The organism is Curvibacter sp. PAE-UM (assembly GCF_001432305.1).
GTDB lineage: Bacteria > Pseudomonadota > Gammaproteobacteria > Burkholderiales > Burkholderiaceae_C > Hylemonella.
Genome location: NZ_KQ483358.1, coordinates 1394577 through 1409034 on the forward strand (window position 1 = coordinate 1394577; position 14458 = coordinate 1409034).

Below are 14458 nucleotides of genomic sequence, written 5' to 3' on the forward strand. Positions count from 1 at the left end.
CTCTCATGGCAGGTTTGCAGTCCGGCGCACCGACGCCGCAGGATCTCACGGTGCACAGCAAGTCGCGGGTGCTGGAAATAGCCTTTTCCGATGGCAAGACCTTCCGCATCCCTTTCGAGCTGATGCGCGTGTATTCGCCCTCGGCCGAGGTGCAGGGCCACGGTCCGGGCCAGGAGGTGCTGCAGACCGGCAAACGCGAGGTGGAACTGGCGGGGCTGGAGCCGGTGGGCAATTACGCTGTCCAGCCGACCTTCTCCGACGGCCACGACAGCGGCATCTTTTCCTGGGATTACCTCTATTTCCTGGGCTCGCAGCAGGACCAGCTCTGGGCCGACTATGAATCCCGCCTTAAAGCAGCCGGCGTGGACCGCGACGCGCCCATGCCCGAAAAAGCCGGCCACGCCTGCGGCAGTCATTGATCATGAGCAGCACCCATTTCGGATTCGAGACGGTCGACGAGGCCGAGAAGGCCCGCCGCGTGCGTGGTGTGTTCGATTCGGTGGCGTCGAAATACGATGTCATGAACGACCTCATGTCCGCCGGCCTGCATCGTGTCTGGAAGGCCTGTACCGTTACCGTCGCCAACCTGAAGGAGGGCGACCGCGCGCTGGACATCGCCGGCGGCACCGGTGACCTGGCCCTGGCTTTTTCCAAAAAGGTCGGCAAGACCGGCCAGGTGGTGCACACCGACATCAACGAAGCCATGCTGCGCGTGGGGCGTGATCGCCTGATCGACGCCGGCGTGGTCCTGCCCACCGTGGTCTGCGACGCCGAGAAGCTGCCTTTCCCGGATCGCCATTTCGACCTGGTCAGCGTGGCCTTCGGCCTGCGCAACATGACCCACAAGGACCAGGCCCTGGCCGAAATGTGCCGGGTGCTCAAGCCCGGCGGCAAACTGCTGGTGCTGGAATTCTCGAAAGTGGCGCCGCCGCTGGCCAAGGCCTACGACTGGTATTCCTTCAAGATCCTGCCCCAGCTGGGCAAGCTGGTGGCCGGCGACGCCGACAGCTATCGCTACCTGGCGGAGTCCATCCGCATGCACCCGGGCCAGGAGGAACTCAAGGCCATGATGAAAAAAGCCGGATTCGGTCATGTGGATTTTCACAACATGGCTGGCGGTGTGGTGGCACTTCATGTTGGAATCAAGTGCTGACGTACCGGATTTGAGTTAAGTTCGGCATACACAGGCATGTACGGTATTTTTGGAGCAAGCATGAAACTCTGGTCTTTGGCACTCTCTCTGATCCTGGCGCTGGGCGCCGTGGACGTCGAGGCCAAGCGCCTTGGCGGCGGCAAATCGGTTGGCAAGCAGTCGAGCAATGTGACGCAGCGTGAGGCTGCGCCTGCCGCCCCTGGGGCCCCGGCACAGAATGCGGCGGCGGCCAAACCCGCTGCGCCGGCGGCGGCACCTGCAGCCGCACCGAAGAAGCCCTGGGGCGCCATGCTGGGTGGCCTGGCCGCCGGTCTGGGTCTGGCATGGCTGGCCAGCTCGCTGGGCCTGGGCGAGGCCTTCGGCCAGTTCATCCTGATTGCCCTGGTGGTGCTGCTGGCCATGATGGCTTTCGGCTGGTTCATGCGCAGCCGACGCGCTGGCGCCGCGGACCGCAGCCCCTACGCTTTCCAGGGGGCCGGTGCCGGTGAGGTCCCCACAGCCAAGCCCGCCTATCGCCCGGAGAACGTTGGCAACGACGCCTCGGCCCGTCCCTGGGAGCGCAGCCAGACGGCTTTTGACGGCTCCGGCGGCACCTCCGGCATCGTGATCGGCTCTGGCCTGGCCAGCAGCTGGAGCGTTCCCGCCGGTTTTGACGCCGACGGCTTCCTCAAGGCCGCCAAGAGCAATTTCATCCTGCTGCAGGCCGCCTGGGACCAGGCTGACATGGGCACCCTGCGCTCCATGATGACGGACGACATGCTGACCGAGATCAGCGCCCAGCTGGCCGAGCGCGAGGCCCACACGGGCGGCGCCGTGAACCTGACCGAGGTGCAGATGCTGCAGGCCCAGTTGCTGGGCATCGAGGAACTGGGCGACGGTTATATGGCCAGCGTCGAGTTCTCCGGCATGATCCGCGAGACGCCGCAGGCCGGCCCCAGCCCCTTCCGCGAGGTCTGGAACATGGTCAAACCCAGGGACGGCAGCCGCGGCTGGCTCGTGGCCGGAGTGCAGGCCCTGCAATAAATCAGCCTGCTTCTAATCAATAATCGGGGACTATGGCAACACAGTCCCCTTTTTCATTGCTGGAAGACGTTTTCCAGAAGCTCGGCACGACCCTGCAGCCACCCGAGTGGGCCGTGCAGGAAACGCAGCGGCGTATCGTGCTGCTGCTCAACCATGTGCTGATGCAGGAGCCCGAGGCCATGAACCGGATGGCGCGGCAAAAGGGGCGGGTGGTGCTGTTCCATTGGCGCGAGTTCCAGTTCAAGCTGCAGCTCACGCCGGCCGGTCTGCTGGACCTGGCGGCCGCCGATACCCCGTCCGACCTGACGCTCTCCGTGACCGAGGCTTCCCCGGTGGCCCTGATGCAGGCGGCGCTGGCGGGTGACAAGCCGGCGGTGCGCATCGAGGGCGACGTTCAGCTGGCGGCCGAGATCAACTGGCTGGTCGACCATGTGCGCTGGGACATCGAGGAAGACCTGGCGCGCATCATCGGCGATGCACCGGCCCATGGCCTGGCCCAGGCCGCGCGGCGAGCCCTGGACACTTTGCGCCAGTGGCTGACGCCCAAGCGCGGAGGCCAGGCATGACCCGTCTGCTACGCGGCACCTACATCGTCTGGATCGTGCTGCGATATGGTCTGGATGGGCTGGTCCTGACCAGTTTCCAGAAGCCCTGGCTGCGTGTGATTGCACGCATCGTCTCGATCGGCCGCAATCTGGACGCGCCGCGTGGCCAGCGCCTGCGTGAGGCGCTCGAACGCCTGGGCCCGATCTTCGTCAAGTTCGGCCAGGTGCTCTCGACCCGGCGTGACCTGCTGCCGGCCGACATGGCCGACGAGCTGGCCAAGCTGCAGGACCGCGTGCCGCCTTTCCCCTCCGAGGTGGCGGTGGCCACGATCGAGCGGGCCTTTCGCAAGCCGGTGGACCAGATCTTCAGCGAATTCGAGCGTGAGCCGGTCGCCAGCGCCTCCATTGCGCAGGTGCATTTCGCCAAGCTCAGGGACCGTGATGGCCATGAGCGCGAGGTGGCCGTCAAGGTGCTGCGCCCCGGCATGCTGCCGGCCATCGAGAAGGACCTGAGCCTGATGCGCCTGATGGCCGGCTGGATCGAGGGCTTGTCGTCCGATGGCAAGCGCCTCAAGCCGCGAGAGGTGGTGGCCGAGTTCGACAAATACCTGCACGACGAACTCGACCTGGTGCGCGAGGCCGCCAGTGCCGCCCAGTTGCGCCGCAACATGGAAGGCCTGGACCTGGTGCTGATCCCCGAGATGTTCTGGGACTACTGCCAGAGCGAGGTGATCGTGATGGAGCGCATGAAGGGTATCCCCATCAGCCAGACCGCACGCCTGCGCGAGGCGGGCGTGGACATGAAGAAGCTGGCCCGCGACGGCGTCACCATCTTCTTCACCCAGGTGTTCCGCGACGGCTTCTTCCACGCCGACATGCACCCGGGCAACATCTTCATCAGCACCGACCCGGCCACCTTCGGGCGCTACATCTCGCTGGACTTCGGCATCGTGGGCACGCTGACCGAGTACGACAAGGAATACCTGGCGCAGAACTTCACGGCCTTCTTCCGGCGCGACTACAAGCGTGTGGCCGAGCTGCACATCGAGTCCGGCTGGGTGCCGCCGCGCACCCGCGTGGACGAGCTGGAATCCGCCATCCGCGCCGTGTGCGAACCGTATTTCGACCGCCCGCTCAAGGAAATCTCGCTGGGCATGGTGCTGATGCGCCTGTTCCAGACCTCGCGCCGTTTCCAGGTCGAGATCCAGCCGCAGCTGGTGCTGCTGCAGAAGACCCTGCTCAACATCGAAGGCCTGGGCCGCGAGCTCGACCCCGATCTGGACCTCTGGAGCACGGCCAAGCCCTTCCTGGAGAAGTGGATGGCCGACCAGATCGGCCCGCGCAGGCTGCTGGAGGAGCTGAAGAACCAGGCGCCGCGCTACGCCAAGATGCTGCCGGACCTGCCGCGCCTGCTGCACGACTACCTGAAACACAACGCCGTCGGGAACCGCCGCGAGCTGGAAGAACTGCTGGCCGAGCAGCGCCGCACCAATCGCCTGCTGCAGGCGCTGATCTACGCAGGCATCGGTTTTGCTTTGGGATTGATCGTCGTCCAGATGGTGATCCGCTTCCAGTTGTTTTAGGGAATAGGTTCTGGGGATAATCCGGGCCCAATGAATCAAGGAGATACACGGTGCTGCTGACCCTCGTCATTGTTTACCTGCTGGTGACCATTGCCATCGGCCTGTACGCTGCCAAACGCGTCAAGAACTCGGCGGACTTCGCCATCGCCGGGCGCCGGTTGCCGCTGGTCATGATCGTCACCACCACTTTCGCCACCTGGTTCGGCTCGGAGGTGGTGCTGGGCATTCCGGCCAAGTTCGTCGGCGGTGGCCTGGGTAGCGTGGTCGAAGACCCCTTCGGGGCCGGTACCTGCCTGATCCTGGTCGGCATCTTCTTCGCCGCCAAGCTCTACCGCATGACCCTGCTGACCATCAGCGACTTCTTCCGCGAGCGTTATGGTCGCAGCGTCGAAGTCGTCTGCTCGCTCATCATCATGCTGAGCTATCTGGGCTGGGTGTCGGCCCAGGTCACGGCCCTGGGCCTGGTGTTCAACCTGCTGTCAGGCGGCGCCATCAGCATCCCCGTGGGCATGGTGATTGGCGTGGTATCCGTTCTGGCCTACACGCTGTTCGGGGGCATGTGGTCGGTGGCGCTGACCGACTTCATCCAGATGATCATCCTGGTAGCCGGCCTGAGCATCCTGGCCGTGTTTGCCGGCCATATGGCCGGCGGCGCCGACAAGGTCGTGGCGCTGGCGGTCAGCCGCGACATGTTCAACTTCCTGCCCGAGCCCAGCTTCAAGGACGTGGTGTTTTTCATCGCCGCGGCTATCACCATGATGCTGGGGTCCATCCCGCAACAGGACGTGTTTCAGCGCGTGATGTCGGCCGACAGTGCCAAGTCGGCCTCCCGGGGGGCCGTGATTGGCGGGATGCTTTACATCCTGTTCGCCTTCGTGCCGATGTTCCTGGTCGTCAGCGCCCTGATCATCATGCCCGAGCGCGCCAATGCCCTGTTGCAGGAAGACCCGCAGAAAGTGCTGCCCACCCTGGTGATGGAACAGATGCCCTTCATCATGCAGGTGCTGTTTTTCGGCGCGCTGCTCTCAGCCATCAAGTCCTGCGCCTCGGCCACCTTGCTGGCGCCCAGCGTGACCTTCGTGGAGAACATCTGGCGCCAGTTCAACCCGCACATGAGCGACAAGCAGGAGTTGAAGACCATGCGCATCACCGTGCTGCTCTTCAGCGCCCTGGTGCTGCTGTATGCGATCAAGATGCAGGGCACCTCGATCTATGAAATGGTGTCCGGCGCCTACCAGGTGACCCTGGTGGGGGCCTTCATTCCGCTGGTCTTCGGTCTGTACTGGCAGCGTGCCACCACGCAGGGCGCACTTTTCTCCATCGTGCTGGGTCTGCTGACCTGGGGGCTTTTCCTGGCCACCCCGGCAGGCGAGGAGTTCCCGGCCCAGCTGGCCGGCGTGCTGGCTGCGCTGGCGGGCATGTTGCTGGGTTCGCTCGGGCCCCAGACCATCGTCAACCGGCATGCCGGCCACCACAAGCTGGCGGGCGTGGAGTAAGACGCCCCGGCCCCGGGGTGGGCATCGGCCTTGATTCCGGGGTGGCCGCCTATAATTGAGGGTTTCCTGCCGGTTCCCCTGTCACAGGACGGGGTGCGTGCAGGGCTTTCGTCTGATTTGACCCCTTCCACCTCCTTCGAGCCATGCCAATTTACGCCTACAAATGTGAATCCTGCGGTGCTGCCAAGGATGTGCTGCAGAAGATCTCCGACCCGACCCTGAGCGACTGCCCGGCCTGCGGCAAACCCACTTTCCGCAAGCAGGTGACGGCCGCCGGCTTCCAGCTCAAGGGCAGCGGCTGGTACGCCACCGATTTCCGCGGGGGTGCCACCCCTGCCGCCGCTACCACTGCCACGGCCGCTACAGCCGCGACCAGCGAGGCGCCGGCTGCCGCTGCGCCGGCCAGCCACAGTTGCGGCACAGGCTGCGGTTGCGCTTGAAACCCATGGCCAAATTCCGCAAATGGCTGTTCGCGGGCCTGCTGGTGCTGGCCCCGCTGGGCATAACCGTCTGGGTGCTGGAATGGGTGGTGTCCACGCTGGACCAGACCCTGCGCATCCTGCCCGAGGCCTGGCAACCGGACCGCTGGCTGGGTCTGCACATCCCCGGCCTGGGCGTGGTGTTCGCCCTGGCTGTGGTGCTGGCCATCGGCGCCCTGGCCTCCAACATCATCGGTAACCAGCTGGTCGGCTGGTGGCACGCGCTGCTGCACCGCATCCCGGTGGTGCGCTCCATCTATTCAGGCGTCAAGCAGGTCTCGGACACTCTGTTTTCCGAGAAGGGCAACGCCTTTCGCCAGGCCGTGCTGGTGCAGTGGCCGCGTGAGGGCATGTGGACCATCGGTTTCGTGACCGGCACGCCCGGTGGCGACCTGGTCAACCATCTGCCAGGTGAGTACCTGAGCGTCTATGTGCCGACCACGCCCAATCCGACCGGTGGCTATTTCGTGATGATCAAGACGAGCGACTGCATCGTCCTCGACATGAACGTCGACGAGGCACTGACCTATGTGATTTCCATGGGGGTGATCGTTCCTGGCGCTGCCAAGCACTCCCCGCTGCAGCCGGCCGAACCCGGCCAGCAACCCCATCCCTGAGTTTCTGAAAGAGTAAGCCAAATGGCCATGCGTTCCCACTACTGCGGTCTCGTGACCGAGGCCCTGCTGGGTCAAACCGTCACCCTGTGCGGCTGGGTCAACCGTCGGCGCGACCACGGTGGCGTGATCTTCGTCGACCTGCGCGACCGCGAAGGTTATGTGCAGGTGGTCTGCGACCCGGACCGTGCGGAGATGTTCAAGACCGCCGAAGGCCTGCGCAACGAGTTCTGCATCCAGGTCAAGGGCCTGGTGCGCTCGCGCCCCGAAGGCACCACCAACGACAGCCTCAAGAGCGGCAAGATCGAGGTGCTGTGCCATGAGCTGAACGTGCTCAACCCCTCCGTCACGCCGCCCTTCCAGCTTGACGAGGACAACCTGTCCGAGACCACGCGCCTGACGCACCGCGTGCTGGACCTGCGCCGCCCCTACATGCAGAACAACCTGATGCTGCGTTACAAGGTGGCCATGGAGGTGCGCAAGTTCCTCGACGCCAATGGCTTCGTGGACATCGAGACGCCCATGCTGACCAAGAGCACGCCCGAGGGCGCGCGCGACTACCTGGTGCCCAGCCGCGTGCACGACGGCCAGTTCTTCGCGTTGCCGCAGTCGCCCCAGCTCTTCAAGCAGTTGCTGATGGTGGCCGGCTTCGACCGTTATTACCAGATCACCAAGTGTTTCCGCGACGAAGACCTGCGCGCCGACCGCCAGCCCGAGTTCACGCAGATCGATATCGAGACCAGCTTCCTGAGCGAGCAGGACATCCGCGACATGTTCCAGGGCATGATCACCACGGTGTTCAAGAACACCATCGGGGTGGACCTGGGCGAATTCCCGGTCATGACCTACCAGGATGCCATGTACCTGTACGGCTCGGACAAGCCCGATTTGCGCGTGAAGCTGCAGTTCACCGAAGTGACCGAGCTCATGAAGGACGTGGACTTCAAGGTGTTCTCGGGTGCCGCCAATATGGTGGGTGGCCGTGTCGTGGCGCTGCGCGTGCCTGGTGGTTCGGTCGAAGGCGGCGGCATCAGCCGTGGCGAGATCGACGCCTATACCGAGTTCGTCAAGATCTACGGCGCCAAGGGCCTGGCCTATATCCGCGTCAACGAAGTAGCGAAGGGTCGCGATGGCCTGCAGTCACCCATCGTCAAGAACATCCATGACGCCGCGCTGACTGAAGTGCTCAAGCGCACGGGTGCGCAAGACGGCGACCTGATCTTCTTCGGTGCCGACAAGGCCAAGATCGTCAATGACGCCATCGGTGCGCTGCGCATCAAGATCGGCCACAGCGAATTCGGCAAGAAGAACGGCCTGTTCGAGGCCCGCTGGGCGCCGATGTGGGTGGTGGACTTCCCCATGTTCGAGTTCGACGAGGAAAACCAGCGCTACACCGCCGTGCACCACCCCTTCACCGCGCCCAAGGCCGGCCATGAAGACTGGATGGTCACCGCGCCCGAGAAGTGCATCTCCCAGGGCTACGACATGGTGCTCAACGGCTGGGAAATGGGGGGCGGCTCGGTCCGTATCCACCGCGCCGACGTGCAGCAGAAGGTGTTCGACGCCCTGAAGATCACACCTGAAGAGGCCCAGATGAAATTCGGTTTCCTGCTGGATGCGCTGCAGTATGGCGCGCCGCCGCACGGCGGCCTGGCCTTCGGCCTGGACCGCATCGTGACGCTGATGACCGGTGCCGAGTCCATCCGCGATGTGATCGCCTTCCCCAAGACCCAGCGCGCCCAGTGCCTGCTGACCCAGGCCCCGAGCCCGGTGGACGAGAAGCAATTGCGCGAGCTGCACATCCGCCTGCGCAACCCGGACGGCGTCAAGGCGGCCTGAGGGGTCTTGGTGCAGAATCAAAGGGCGCTCTGGTAGCGCCCTTTTTGCGCTCCCGGACCGCCCTTTTTCCATTCATGGACCCGATCTACAAAATCCCTCAGTCCGTGCTGGTGGTGATCCATACGCCCGACCTCGAGGTGCTGCTCATCAAGCGCGCCGACGCCGAGGACTACTGGCAGTCGGTCACCGGCGCCAAGGACCACCTCGACGAATCCTTCGAGACCACGGCCATGCGCGAGGTCGCCGAGGAGACCGGCATCGATGCCCGCGCCCGTGGCCATGCGCTGCTGGACTGGGGGCTGGAAAACGTCTACGAGATCTATCCGCGCTGGCGTCACCGTTACGCGCCGGGAGTGATACGCAACACCGAGCATCTGTTCGGCCTGCTGGTGCCGGCGACCACGGCCGTGACCTTGAGTCCGCGCGAGCACACCGACTATCAATGGCTGCCCTGGCGCGATGCGGCCGAGGCCTGTGCCTCGCCCAGCAATGCCGAGGCCTGCCTGATGTTGCCGCGTTTTGCCAGGACGTCGTCCGTCCTGCCAGAATGATGACCATGAAGACCCTGCGCGTCGCCACCTACAACATCCACAAGGGCGTGCAAGGCCTGGGCCCGCGCCGGCGCCTGGAGATCCACAACCTGGGGCTGGCCGTGGAGCAGCTCGACGCCGACATCGTCTGCCTGCAGGAGGTGCGCAAGGTGCACCGGCGCGAGGAGCAGTACTTCAGCCGTTGGCCCGAGATGCCGCAGGCCGATTTCCTGGCGCCTGAGGGTTACGAGGCGGTCTACCGCACCAATGCCTATACCCGGCACGGCGAGCATGGCAACGCCATGCTGTCACGCTGGCCGGTGGTGTCGCACCAGCATGAGGACATCTCGGACCATCGGTTCGAGCAGCGCGGCTTGCTGCACAGCGAGGTCATGGTGAACGAGCGACCGGTGCATGTGGTGGTGGTGCATCTGGGCCTGATCCGTGCCAGCCGCGTGCGCCAGGTGGATCAGCTGAGCCGTTATATCGAGCGCGAGGTGCCGGCCGGTGCCCCGCTGATCGTGGCAGGCGACTTCAACGACTGGGGTGACCGCGTGCGTCTCATGCTCGAAGGCATGCAGATGCAGACCTGGCACCCGGGTCGCAACCCCACCTTTCCGGCCCGTCTGCCCCTGGTGCAGCTGGACTACGTCTATGCGCGCGGCCTGCAGCCGCTGCATGTGGACGTGCCGCGCGGGCGCGCCTGGTGGCGCATGTCCGACCATCTGCCGCTGATTGCGGAATTCAGTCTGCCAGCATGACGGACCGTCACCTCCCCACCTTGCGTGCTGCGCATCACGTGCAACTGCTGCAGGGCGGGCAGGAACTGTTCCCCGCCATGGTGCGGGCGATCGACCGGGCGCTGCACGAAGTGCGCATCGAGACCTACATCTTCCATCCGGACGCCGCTGGCGAGCAGGTGGCTGCGGCCTTGGTGCGGGCGGCGCAGCGCGGGGTGGAGGTGTACCTGGTGATGGATGGCGTGGGCACGCCCACGCTGCCGGCAGAATGGTCCGGTCGCTTCGACGCGGCCGGCGTGCAGTGGCGGATCTTTCTCCCCCTGGGGCGGCTTGGGCTGCTGATCCCCAGCCGCTGGCGCCGGCTGCATCGCAAGCTGTGCGTGGTCGATGGCCGGGTGGCTTTCTGCGGTGGCATCAATGTCCTGGATGACAGGAACGATCCCAACCATGGCCCTCTTGAGGCGCCGCGCCTCGATTTTGCGGTGCGTGTCACAGGACCTCTGGTGCGTGCCGTGCACGAGGTGACGGTCCAGTTCTGGTGGCGAGTACAGGCGGGTAGCAAGGTCCGGGAAGTCGATCTGCCGGCGGCTTGGCATCACTTGGAAGAAGCGGTCAGACAGGCGCTGCAGGAGGGCGCAGCCGACAGCGCCGAGTTGGACACTGTGCTTCGTGGCGGCGCGGGGACGCGCGCGGCCCTGCTGCTGCGCGACAATTTGCGGCACCGCAGCCGCATCGAGCGCGCCTATCGCAAAGCGATCGCCGAAGCGCGCGAAGAGATCATCATTGCCAACGCCTATTTCGCACCGGGACGCAAATTGAGACAGTCGCTGATGCACGCCAGGCAGCGCGGTGTGCGGGTGCGCCTGCTGCTGCAGGGGCGCTACGAGTATTTCATGCAATTTCACGCCGTCCGTATGGTGTACGGCGTCCTGTTGGGGGCCGGCATGGAAATCCATGAGTACTCGCCCAGCTTCCTGCATGCCAAGGTGGCGGTGATCGATGGCCACTGGGCCACCGTCGGATCCTCCAACCTCGATCCCCTGAGCCTCCTGCTGGCGCGGGAGGCCAATGTGGTGGTGGACGATGCCGGTTTTGCGCGGGATCTGCGCGCCCGCCTGGTCCATGCCATGGAGCATGAAGGGCGTCGTGTGGACCCGACCCGTTATGCCAACCGGCCCTGGCATCAGCGCCTGCTGGATCGCATGGCCTTCAGCCTGATGCGGGTGGGCGTGTTCCTGACCGGCAATCGCTACTGAATTGATAGCTTCATCTGTTGCTGTCAAAGGTTGTTTCGCCGATAACCCTGATGGTGAATCGCTGTTACCATAACGGCATGCTGAAGAAAAGCCAGAGTCCCATGAACCCGACAGACGCTGCCAACGAGGGCACCCCGGTGTCCGTGAAGATTCGCGAACGCCTGCTGGCGGCGCGCAAGCGCTTCTACGCGAACGACAACATCGCCCCCTACATTGAGCCTGGCGAGCTGGAGCAGTTGCTCGACGAGGTCGAGCACAAGATGCAGCACGTGCTCGACAGCCTGGTGATCGATACCGAGAACGACCACAACACCGACAACACGGCGCGGCGCGTGGCCAAGATGTACGTCAACGAGGTGTTTCGCGGGCGTTATGTGCAGGCGCCGACCATCACGGAATTCCCCAATGCCGAGCACCTCAACGAGCTGATGATCGTCGGTCCGATTACGGTGCGCAGTGCCTGTTCGCACCATTTCTGCCCGGTCATCGGCAAGATCTGGATCGGTGTCATGCCCAACGAGCACACCAATGTCATCGGCCTGTCCAAGTACGCGCGTCTGGCCGAGTGGATCATGGGCCGGCCGCAGATCCAGGAAGAGGCCGTCGTGCAGCTGGCCGACCTGATCCAGGAAAAGACCCAGCCCGATGGCCTGGCCATCGTCATGGAAGCCAGCCACTACTGCATGGCCTGGCGCGGGGTGAAGGACATGGACAGCAAGATGATCAACTCGGTCATGCGCGGCGTGTTCCTGAAGGATCCCAACCTGCGCCGCGAATTCCTGTCACTGATTCCCCGGAGGAGCTGAACATGCTGGTCCGCCTGCTTTACGCCAGCCGCGCCATTGATACGAGCCCGGAAGCCATCGAGAACATCCTCGCGCACTCGCGCCAGTACAACCCGAGCTGTGGCGTCACCGGCATCCTGTGTTACGGCGGCGGCATCTTCCTGCAAGCCATCGAGGGTGGACGCAATGCGGTCAGCGACCTTTATGGCCACATCCAGCGCGATGTGCGCCACAAGGACGTGGTGCTGTTGCACTACGAGGAAATCACCGAACGGCGCTTTGGCGGCTGGACCATGGGGCAGGTCAACCTCTCGCGCATCAACACCTCGATCCTGCTGAAGTATTCCGAGAAGCCGGAGCTGGATCCTTACTCGGTGTCAGGCCGCGTTTCGCTGGCCCTGCTCGAAGAGCTGATGGCGACGGCGTCCATCATCGGCCGCAGCTAAAAACTGGCGAATAAATCTACTGCGCTTGCCCGTCGCGGCGTTGGGCGGTGTTGGCTTCGGCCGCTGCGCTTAACTTTCGCTTTGCGAAAGTAAGCCTGCGCCGCAACTTCGTTGTCGAAATCCTCACGTACTTGAAGTACGTTCCGGTTCCTGCGCTCCGTCCGCCTTGCGCTCGGGCTGCTCGCTACGATTTCTTCGCCAGTTTGGGCGTAGCAAGGCGTGAGCCTCAGCTGTTCTTGGGGATGACCGTGTCTTCGATCTTGCCTGCCAGCTGGACCAGGGCCAGTCCGGCCGGGCAGCCCGGTGTGACCTGCATGAGCAACTGGCGGCGCATGATGGCCTGACGCACAGAGGGGTCGACCGGGATGTCGCCCAGGTGCACCAGCTTGACCGGTTTGCCCGGCTCGCCAGGAACGAAGCGGTCCACCACCTGCTGCAACTGGACCGTGATGGCCCGGCCGTCACCCGGACGGGCGGTCTGGTTGACGATCATGCGGATGGTCTGGCGCTTCTGCTGGCCGACCAGCACCTTGATGGTGGCGTAGGCATCGGTCAGCGAGGTCGGCTCAGGCGTGACCACCAGCAGCACCTCGGAGGCCAGGGAGACGGCGAACAGGACCACGTCGGAGATGCCGGCGCCGGTGTCGAGCAGCACCACATCAAAACGCGGCACCAGGCTCTCCATCACGCGCAGGAATTCGTCACGCACTTCGGGGGTCAGGCGTGAGTATTCGACCATGCCGGAGCCAGCCAGCAGCACCGAAAAACCGCCCGGTGCCTTGATGATGGCCTCATCCAGCTTGGCCTTGCCGGTGAAGACGTCGTGCAGCGTGGTCTTGGGATAGAGATTGAGCACCACGTCCAGGTTGGCCAGGCCGAGGTCGGCATCCAGCACCAGCACACGCAGGCCGCGCCGCGCCAGCGCGGCGGCCAGGTTGGCCGAGACGAAGGTCTTGCCCACGCCGCCCTTGCCGCTGGTGATGGCCAGCACCTTGCCCAGGGGTTTGAGGGGCACGGGTGGCGCCGGCTTGTCCTTGTCGGTATTCACTTCATCACTCATCAGCTGAACCTCTGCGTGCTGCTGTCGGTCAGGTCACCCCAGGCGGAGTCGGCCAGGGCCAGGTTGCCGAACAGCAGGCTTTTCTCTTCCGGACTGACGGAAATGACTTGTTGGTGATCGATGCACACCCGGTTGCGCCCCTGGGCCTTGGCCAGGTAGAGCTGGGTGTCGGCACGCTCGATCCACAGATCGGCGGTGGAGCGCACCCAGACCGGGGCGAAGGCGCCGCCCACGCTGGTAGTGATCTCCAGGTTGATCACTGGACTGGCCGGTATGGACAATGCGGCGACCGACTGGCGCACGCGCTCGGCGACGGTCTCGCCATAGGCTGCCTGGCAGTCGGGCATGACGATGGCAAATTCCTCGCCACCGTAGCGGGCCACGGTATCCTGCGGGCGCACGCAGCTGGCGATGCAGCGCGCCACGGCCTGCAAGACCTTGTCACCGGCCAGGTGGCCATGGGTGTCGTTGATTTTCTTGAAGTGGTCGATGTCCAGCATCAGCAGCAGGGCCGAGTTGCCGGAGCGGGCCACGATTTCTATCTCACGCGAGAGTACCGCCCTGAAATGGCGTCGGTTGGCCAGACCCGTCAGCGGGTCGCGCAGGGAGAGTTCGCACAGCCCGTCGATGATGCGCTGCAGGTAGGCGGTGGGCCCGTCAGCCGGCGCCGGCAGCTCGGTGCCGTCGTGCTCGAGCAGCGCGCGCGCGTCGTCCAGACGCAGCGCATGCACGTCAACCGGGGGAGTGGCAGCTGAACTCACAGAGGATGTCCATCATTTACCATCAAAGTCTAACAGGAGCCCTGCGGGGCAAGGAGCCAAATTTGACCGGCTTCTTCCTTTAAATCACGGCTTCGAGCGACTGGGCATGGAAACAGGGAATGAGAAAGTGCGGGATATGAAGTGGGCC

General features: G+C 64.4%; 16 protein-coding genes and 1 other RNA gene. 15 read left to right on the top strand and 2 right to left on the bottom strand.

Features of this window, described 5'->3' with window-relative positions:
• Window positions 1–5: 5 nt before the first annotated feature.
• From AO057_RS06820 to AO057_RS17430, 15 genes are all read left to right on the top strand, one after another.
• Window positions 6–419 carry a gamma-butyrobetaine hydroxylase family protein gene (locus tag AO057_RS06820; protein WP_057674923.1) on the top strand — a complete coding sequence of 138 codons (414 nt, stop codon included), beginning with the start codon at window positions 6–8 and terminating at the stop codon, window positions 417–419.
• A 2-nt stretch (window positions 420–421) separates the two neighbouring features.
• Window positions 422–1153, top strand: coding sequence for a bifunctional demethylmenaquinone methyltransferase/2-methoxy-6-polyprenyl-1,4-benzoquinol methylase UbiE (gene ubiE, locus AO057_RS06825; RefSeq protein WP_057674924.1), 732 nt, complete (start codon window positions 422–424; stop codon window positions 1151–1153).
• A 60-nt stretch (window positions 1154–1213) separates the two neighbouring features.
• Window positions 1214–2176: a Tim44 domain-containing protein gene (locus AO057_RS06830; RefSeq protein WP_057674925.1), complete on the top strand. Its 963-nt coding sequence runs from the start codon at window positions 1214–1216 to the stop codon at window positions 2174–2176.
• Between the two features lie 32 nt (window positions 2177–2208).
• Complete coding sequence (locus tag AO057_RS06835; protein ID WP_057674926.1) at window positions 2209–2742, top strand: ubiquinone biosynthesis accessory factor UbiJ; 534 nt, start codon at window positions 2209–2211, stop codon at window positions 2740–2742.
• Window positions 2739–4304: a ubiquinone biosynthesis regulatory protein kinase UbiB gene (gene ubiB / locus AO057_RS06840; RefSeq protein ID WP_057674927.1), complete on the top strand. Its 1566-nt coding sequence runs from the start codon at window positions 2739–2741 to the stop codon at window positions 4302–4304. Before AO057_RS06835 ends, ubiB begins: the two co-directional genes overlap by 4 nt.
• Window positions 4305–4354: 50 nt before the next feature.
• Complete coding sequence (locus AO057_RS06845; RefSeq protein WP_057674928.1) at window positions 4355–5800, top strand: high affinity choline transporter 1; 1446 nt, start codon at window positions 4355–4357, stop codon at window positions 5798–5800.
• Window positions 5801–5943: 143 nt separating this feature from the next.
• Entirely contained in the window at window positions 5944–6240 is a 297-nt protein-coding gene (locus tag AO057_RS06850; RefSeq protein WP_057674929.1) for an FmdB family zinc ribbon protein, read from the top strand.
• A gap of 5 nt (window positions 6241–6245) precedes the next feature.
• Window positions 6246–6896, top strand: a complete 651-nt coding sequence (locus AO057_RS06855; protein WP_057674930.1) for a DUF502 domain-containing protein — start codon at window positions 6246–6248, stop codon at window positions 6894–6896.
• Window positions 6897–6917: 21 nt separating this feature from the next.
• Window positions 6918–8732: an aspartate--tRNA ligase gene (gene aspS / locus AO057_RS06860; protein ID WP_057674931.1), complete on the top strand. Its 1815-nt coding sequence runs from the start codon at window positions 6918–6920 to the stop codon at window positions 8730–8732.
• A gap of 74 nt (window positions 8733–8806) precedes the next feature.
• On the top strand, window positions 8807–9283 hold the full coding sequence (gene nudB / locus AO057_RS06865; protein WP_205630001.1) for a dihydroneopterin triphosphate diphosphatase: 477 nt from the start codon (window positions 8807–8809) through the stop codon (window positions 9281–9283).
• 5 nt (window positions 9284–9288) lie between these two features.
• Window positions 9289–10023, top strand: a complete 735-nt coding sequence (locus AO057_RS06870) for an endonuclease/exonuclease/phosphatase family protein (protein WP_156404485.1) — start codon at window positions 9289–9291, stop codon at window positions 10021–10023.
• On the top strand, window positions 10020–11258 hold the full coding sequence (clsB, locus tag AO057_RS06875) for a cardiolipin synthase ClsB (protein WP_057674933.1): 1239 nt from the start codon (window positions 10020–10022) through the stop codon (window positions 11256–11258). The genes AO057_RS06870 and clsB overlap by 4 nt, the downstream gene beginning before the upstream one ends.
• Window positions 11259–11359: 101 nt before the next feature.
• The gene (folE, locus tag AO057_RS06880; RefSeq protein ID WP_371258263.1) at window positions 11360–12064 is read left to right on the top strand and encodes a GTP cyclohydrolase I; all 705 of its coding nucleotides are present in this window, start codon (window positions 11360–11362) and stop codon (window positions 12062–12064) included.
• 2 nt (window positions 12065–12066) lie between these two features.
• A complete protein-coding gene (locus AO057_RS06885) occupies window positions 12067–12489 on the top strand; it encodes a BLUF domain-containing protein (protein WP_057674935.1) in 423 nt (140 codons plus the stop codon).
• A 125-nt stretch (window positions 12490–12614) separates the two neighbouring features.
• A non-coding RNA gene (locus AO057_RS17430) (sX9 sRNA) lies at window positions 12615–12689 on the top strand.
• Between the two features lie 26 nt (window positions 12690–12715).
• Here AO057_RS17430 and AO057_RS06890 read toward each other — a convergent pair.
• Together AO057_RS06890 and AO057_RS06895 are read right to left on the bottom strand one after the other, a co-directional pair.
• Complete coding sequence (locus tag AO057_RS06890; RefSeq protein ID WP_057674936.1) at window positions 12716–13549, bottom strand: MinD/ParA family protein; 834 nt, start codon at window positions 13547–13549, stop codon at window positions 12716–12718.
• Window positions 13549–14310, bottom strand: a complete 762-nt coding sequence (locus AO057_RS06895) for a GGDEF domain-containing protein (RefSeq protein WP_057674937.1) — start codon at window positions 14308–14310, stop codon at window positions 13549–13551. Before AO057_RS06895 ends, AO057_RS06890 begins: the two co-directional genes overlap by 1 nt.
• Between the last annotated feature and the right edge of the window lie 148 nt (window positions 14311–14458).

What these genes read in the sequence shown, in the direction of transcription:
- AO057_RS06855 (WP_057674930.1), top strand. Translation starts at nt 6,246, where the DNA reads ATGGCCAAATTCCGCAAATGGCTGTTCGCGGGCCTGCTGGTGCTGGCC.
- nudB (WP_205630001.1), top strand. Translation starts at nt 8,807, where the DNA reads ATGGACCCGATCTACAAAATCCCTCAGTCCGTGCTGGTGGTGATCCAT.
- AO057_RS06885 (WP_057674935.1), top strand. Translation starts at nt 12,067, where the DNA reads ATGCTGGTCCGCCTGCTTTACGCCAGCCGCGCCATTGATACGAGCCCG.
- AO057_RS06830 (WP_057674925.1), top strand. Translation starts at nt 1,214, where the DNA reads ATGAAACTCTGGTCTTTGGCACTCTCTCTGATCCTGGCGCTGGGCGCC.
- AO057_RS06850 (WP_057674929.1), top strand. Translation starts at nt 5,944, where the DNA reads ATGCCAATTTACGCCTACAAATGTGAATCCTGCGGTGCTGCCAAGGAT.
- aspS (WP_057674931.1), top strand. Translation starts at nt 6,918, where the DNA reads ATGGCCATGCGTTCCCACTACTGCGGTCTCGTGACCGAGGCCCTGCTG.
- AO057_RS06820 (WP_057674923.1), top strand. Translation starts at nt 6, where the DNA reads ATGGCAGGTTTGCAGTCCGGCGCACCGACGCCGCAGGATCTCACGGTG.
- AO057_RS06835 (WP_057674926.1), top strand. Translation starts at nt 2,209, where the DNA reads ATGGCAACACAGTCCCCTTTTTCATTGCTGGAAGACGTTTTCCAGAAG.
- ubiB (WP_057674927.1), top strand. Translation starts at nt 2,739, where the DNA reads ATGACCCGTCTGCTACGCGGCACCTACATCGTCTGGATCGTGCTGCGA.
- clsB (WP_057674933.1), top strand. Translation starts at nt 10,020, where the DNA reads ATGACGGACCGTCACCTCCCCACCTTGCGTGCTGCGCATCACGTGCAA.
- AO057_RS06890 (WP_057674936.1), bottom strand. Translation starts at nt 13,549, where the DNA reads ATGAGTGATGAAGTGAATACCGACAAGGACAAGCCGGCGCCACCCGTG.
- folE (WP_371258263.1), top strand. Translation starts at nt 11,360, where the DNA reads ATGAACCCGACAGACGCTGCCAACGAGGGCACCCCGGTGTCCGTGAAG.
- ubiE (WP_057674924.1), top strand. Translation starts at nt 422, where the DNA reads ATGAGCAGCACCCATTTCGGATTCGAGACGGTCGACGAGGCCGAGAAG.
- AO057_RS06870 (WP_156404485.1), top strand. Translation starts at nt 9,289, where the DNA reads ATGAAGACCCTGCGCGTCGCCACCTACAACATCCACAAGGGCGTGCAA.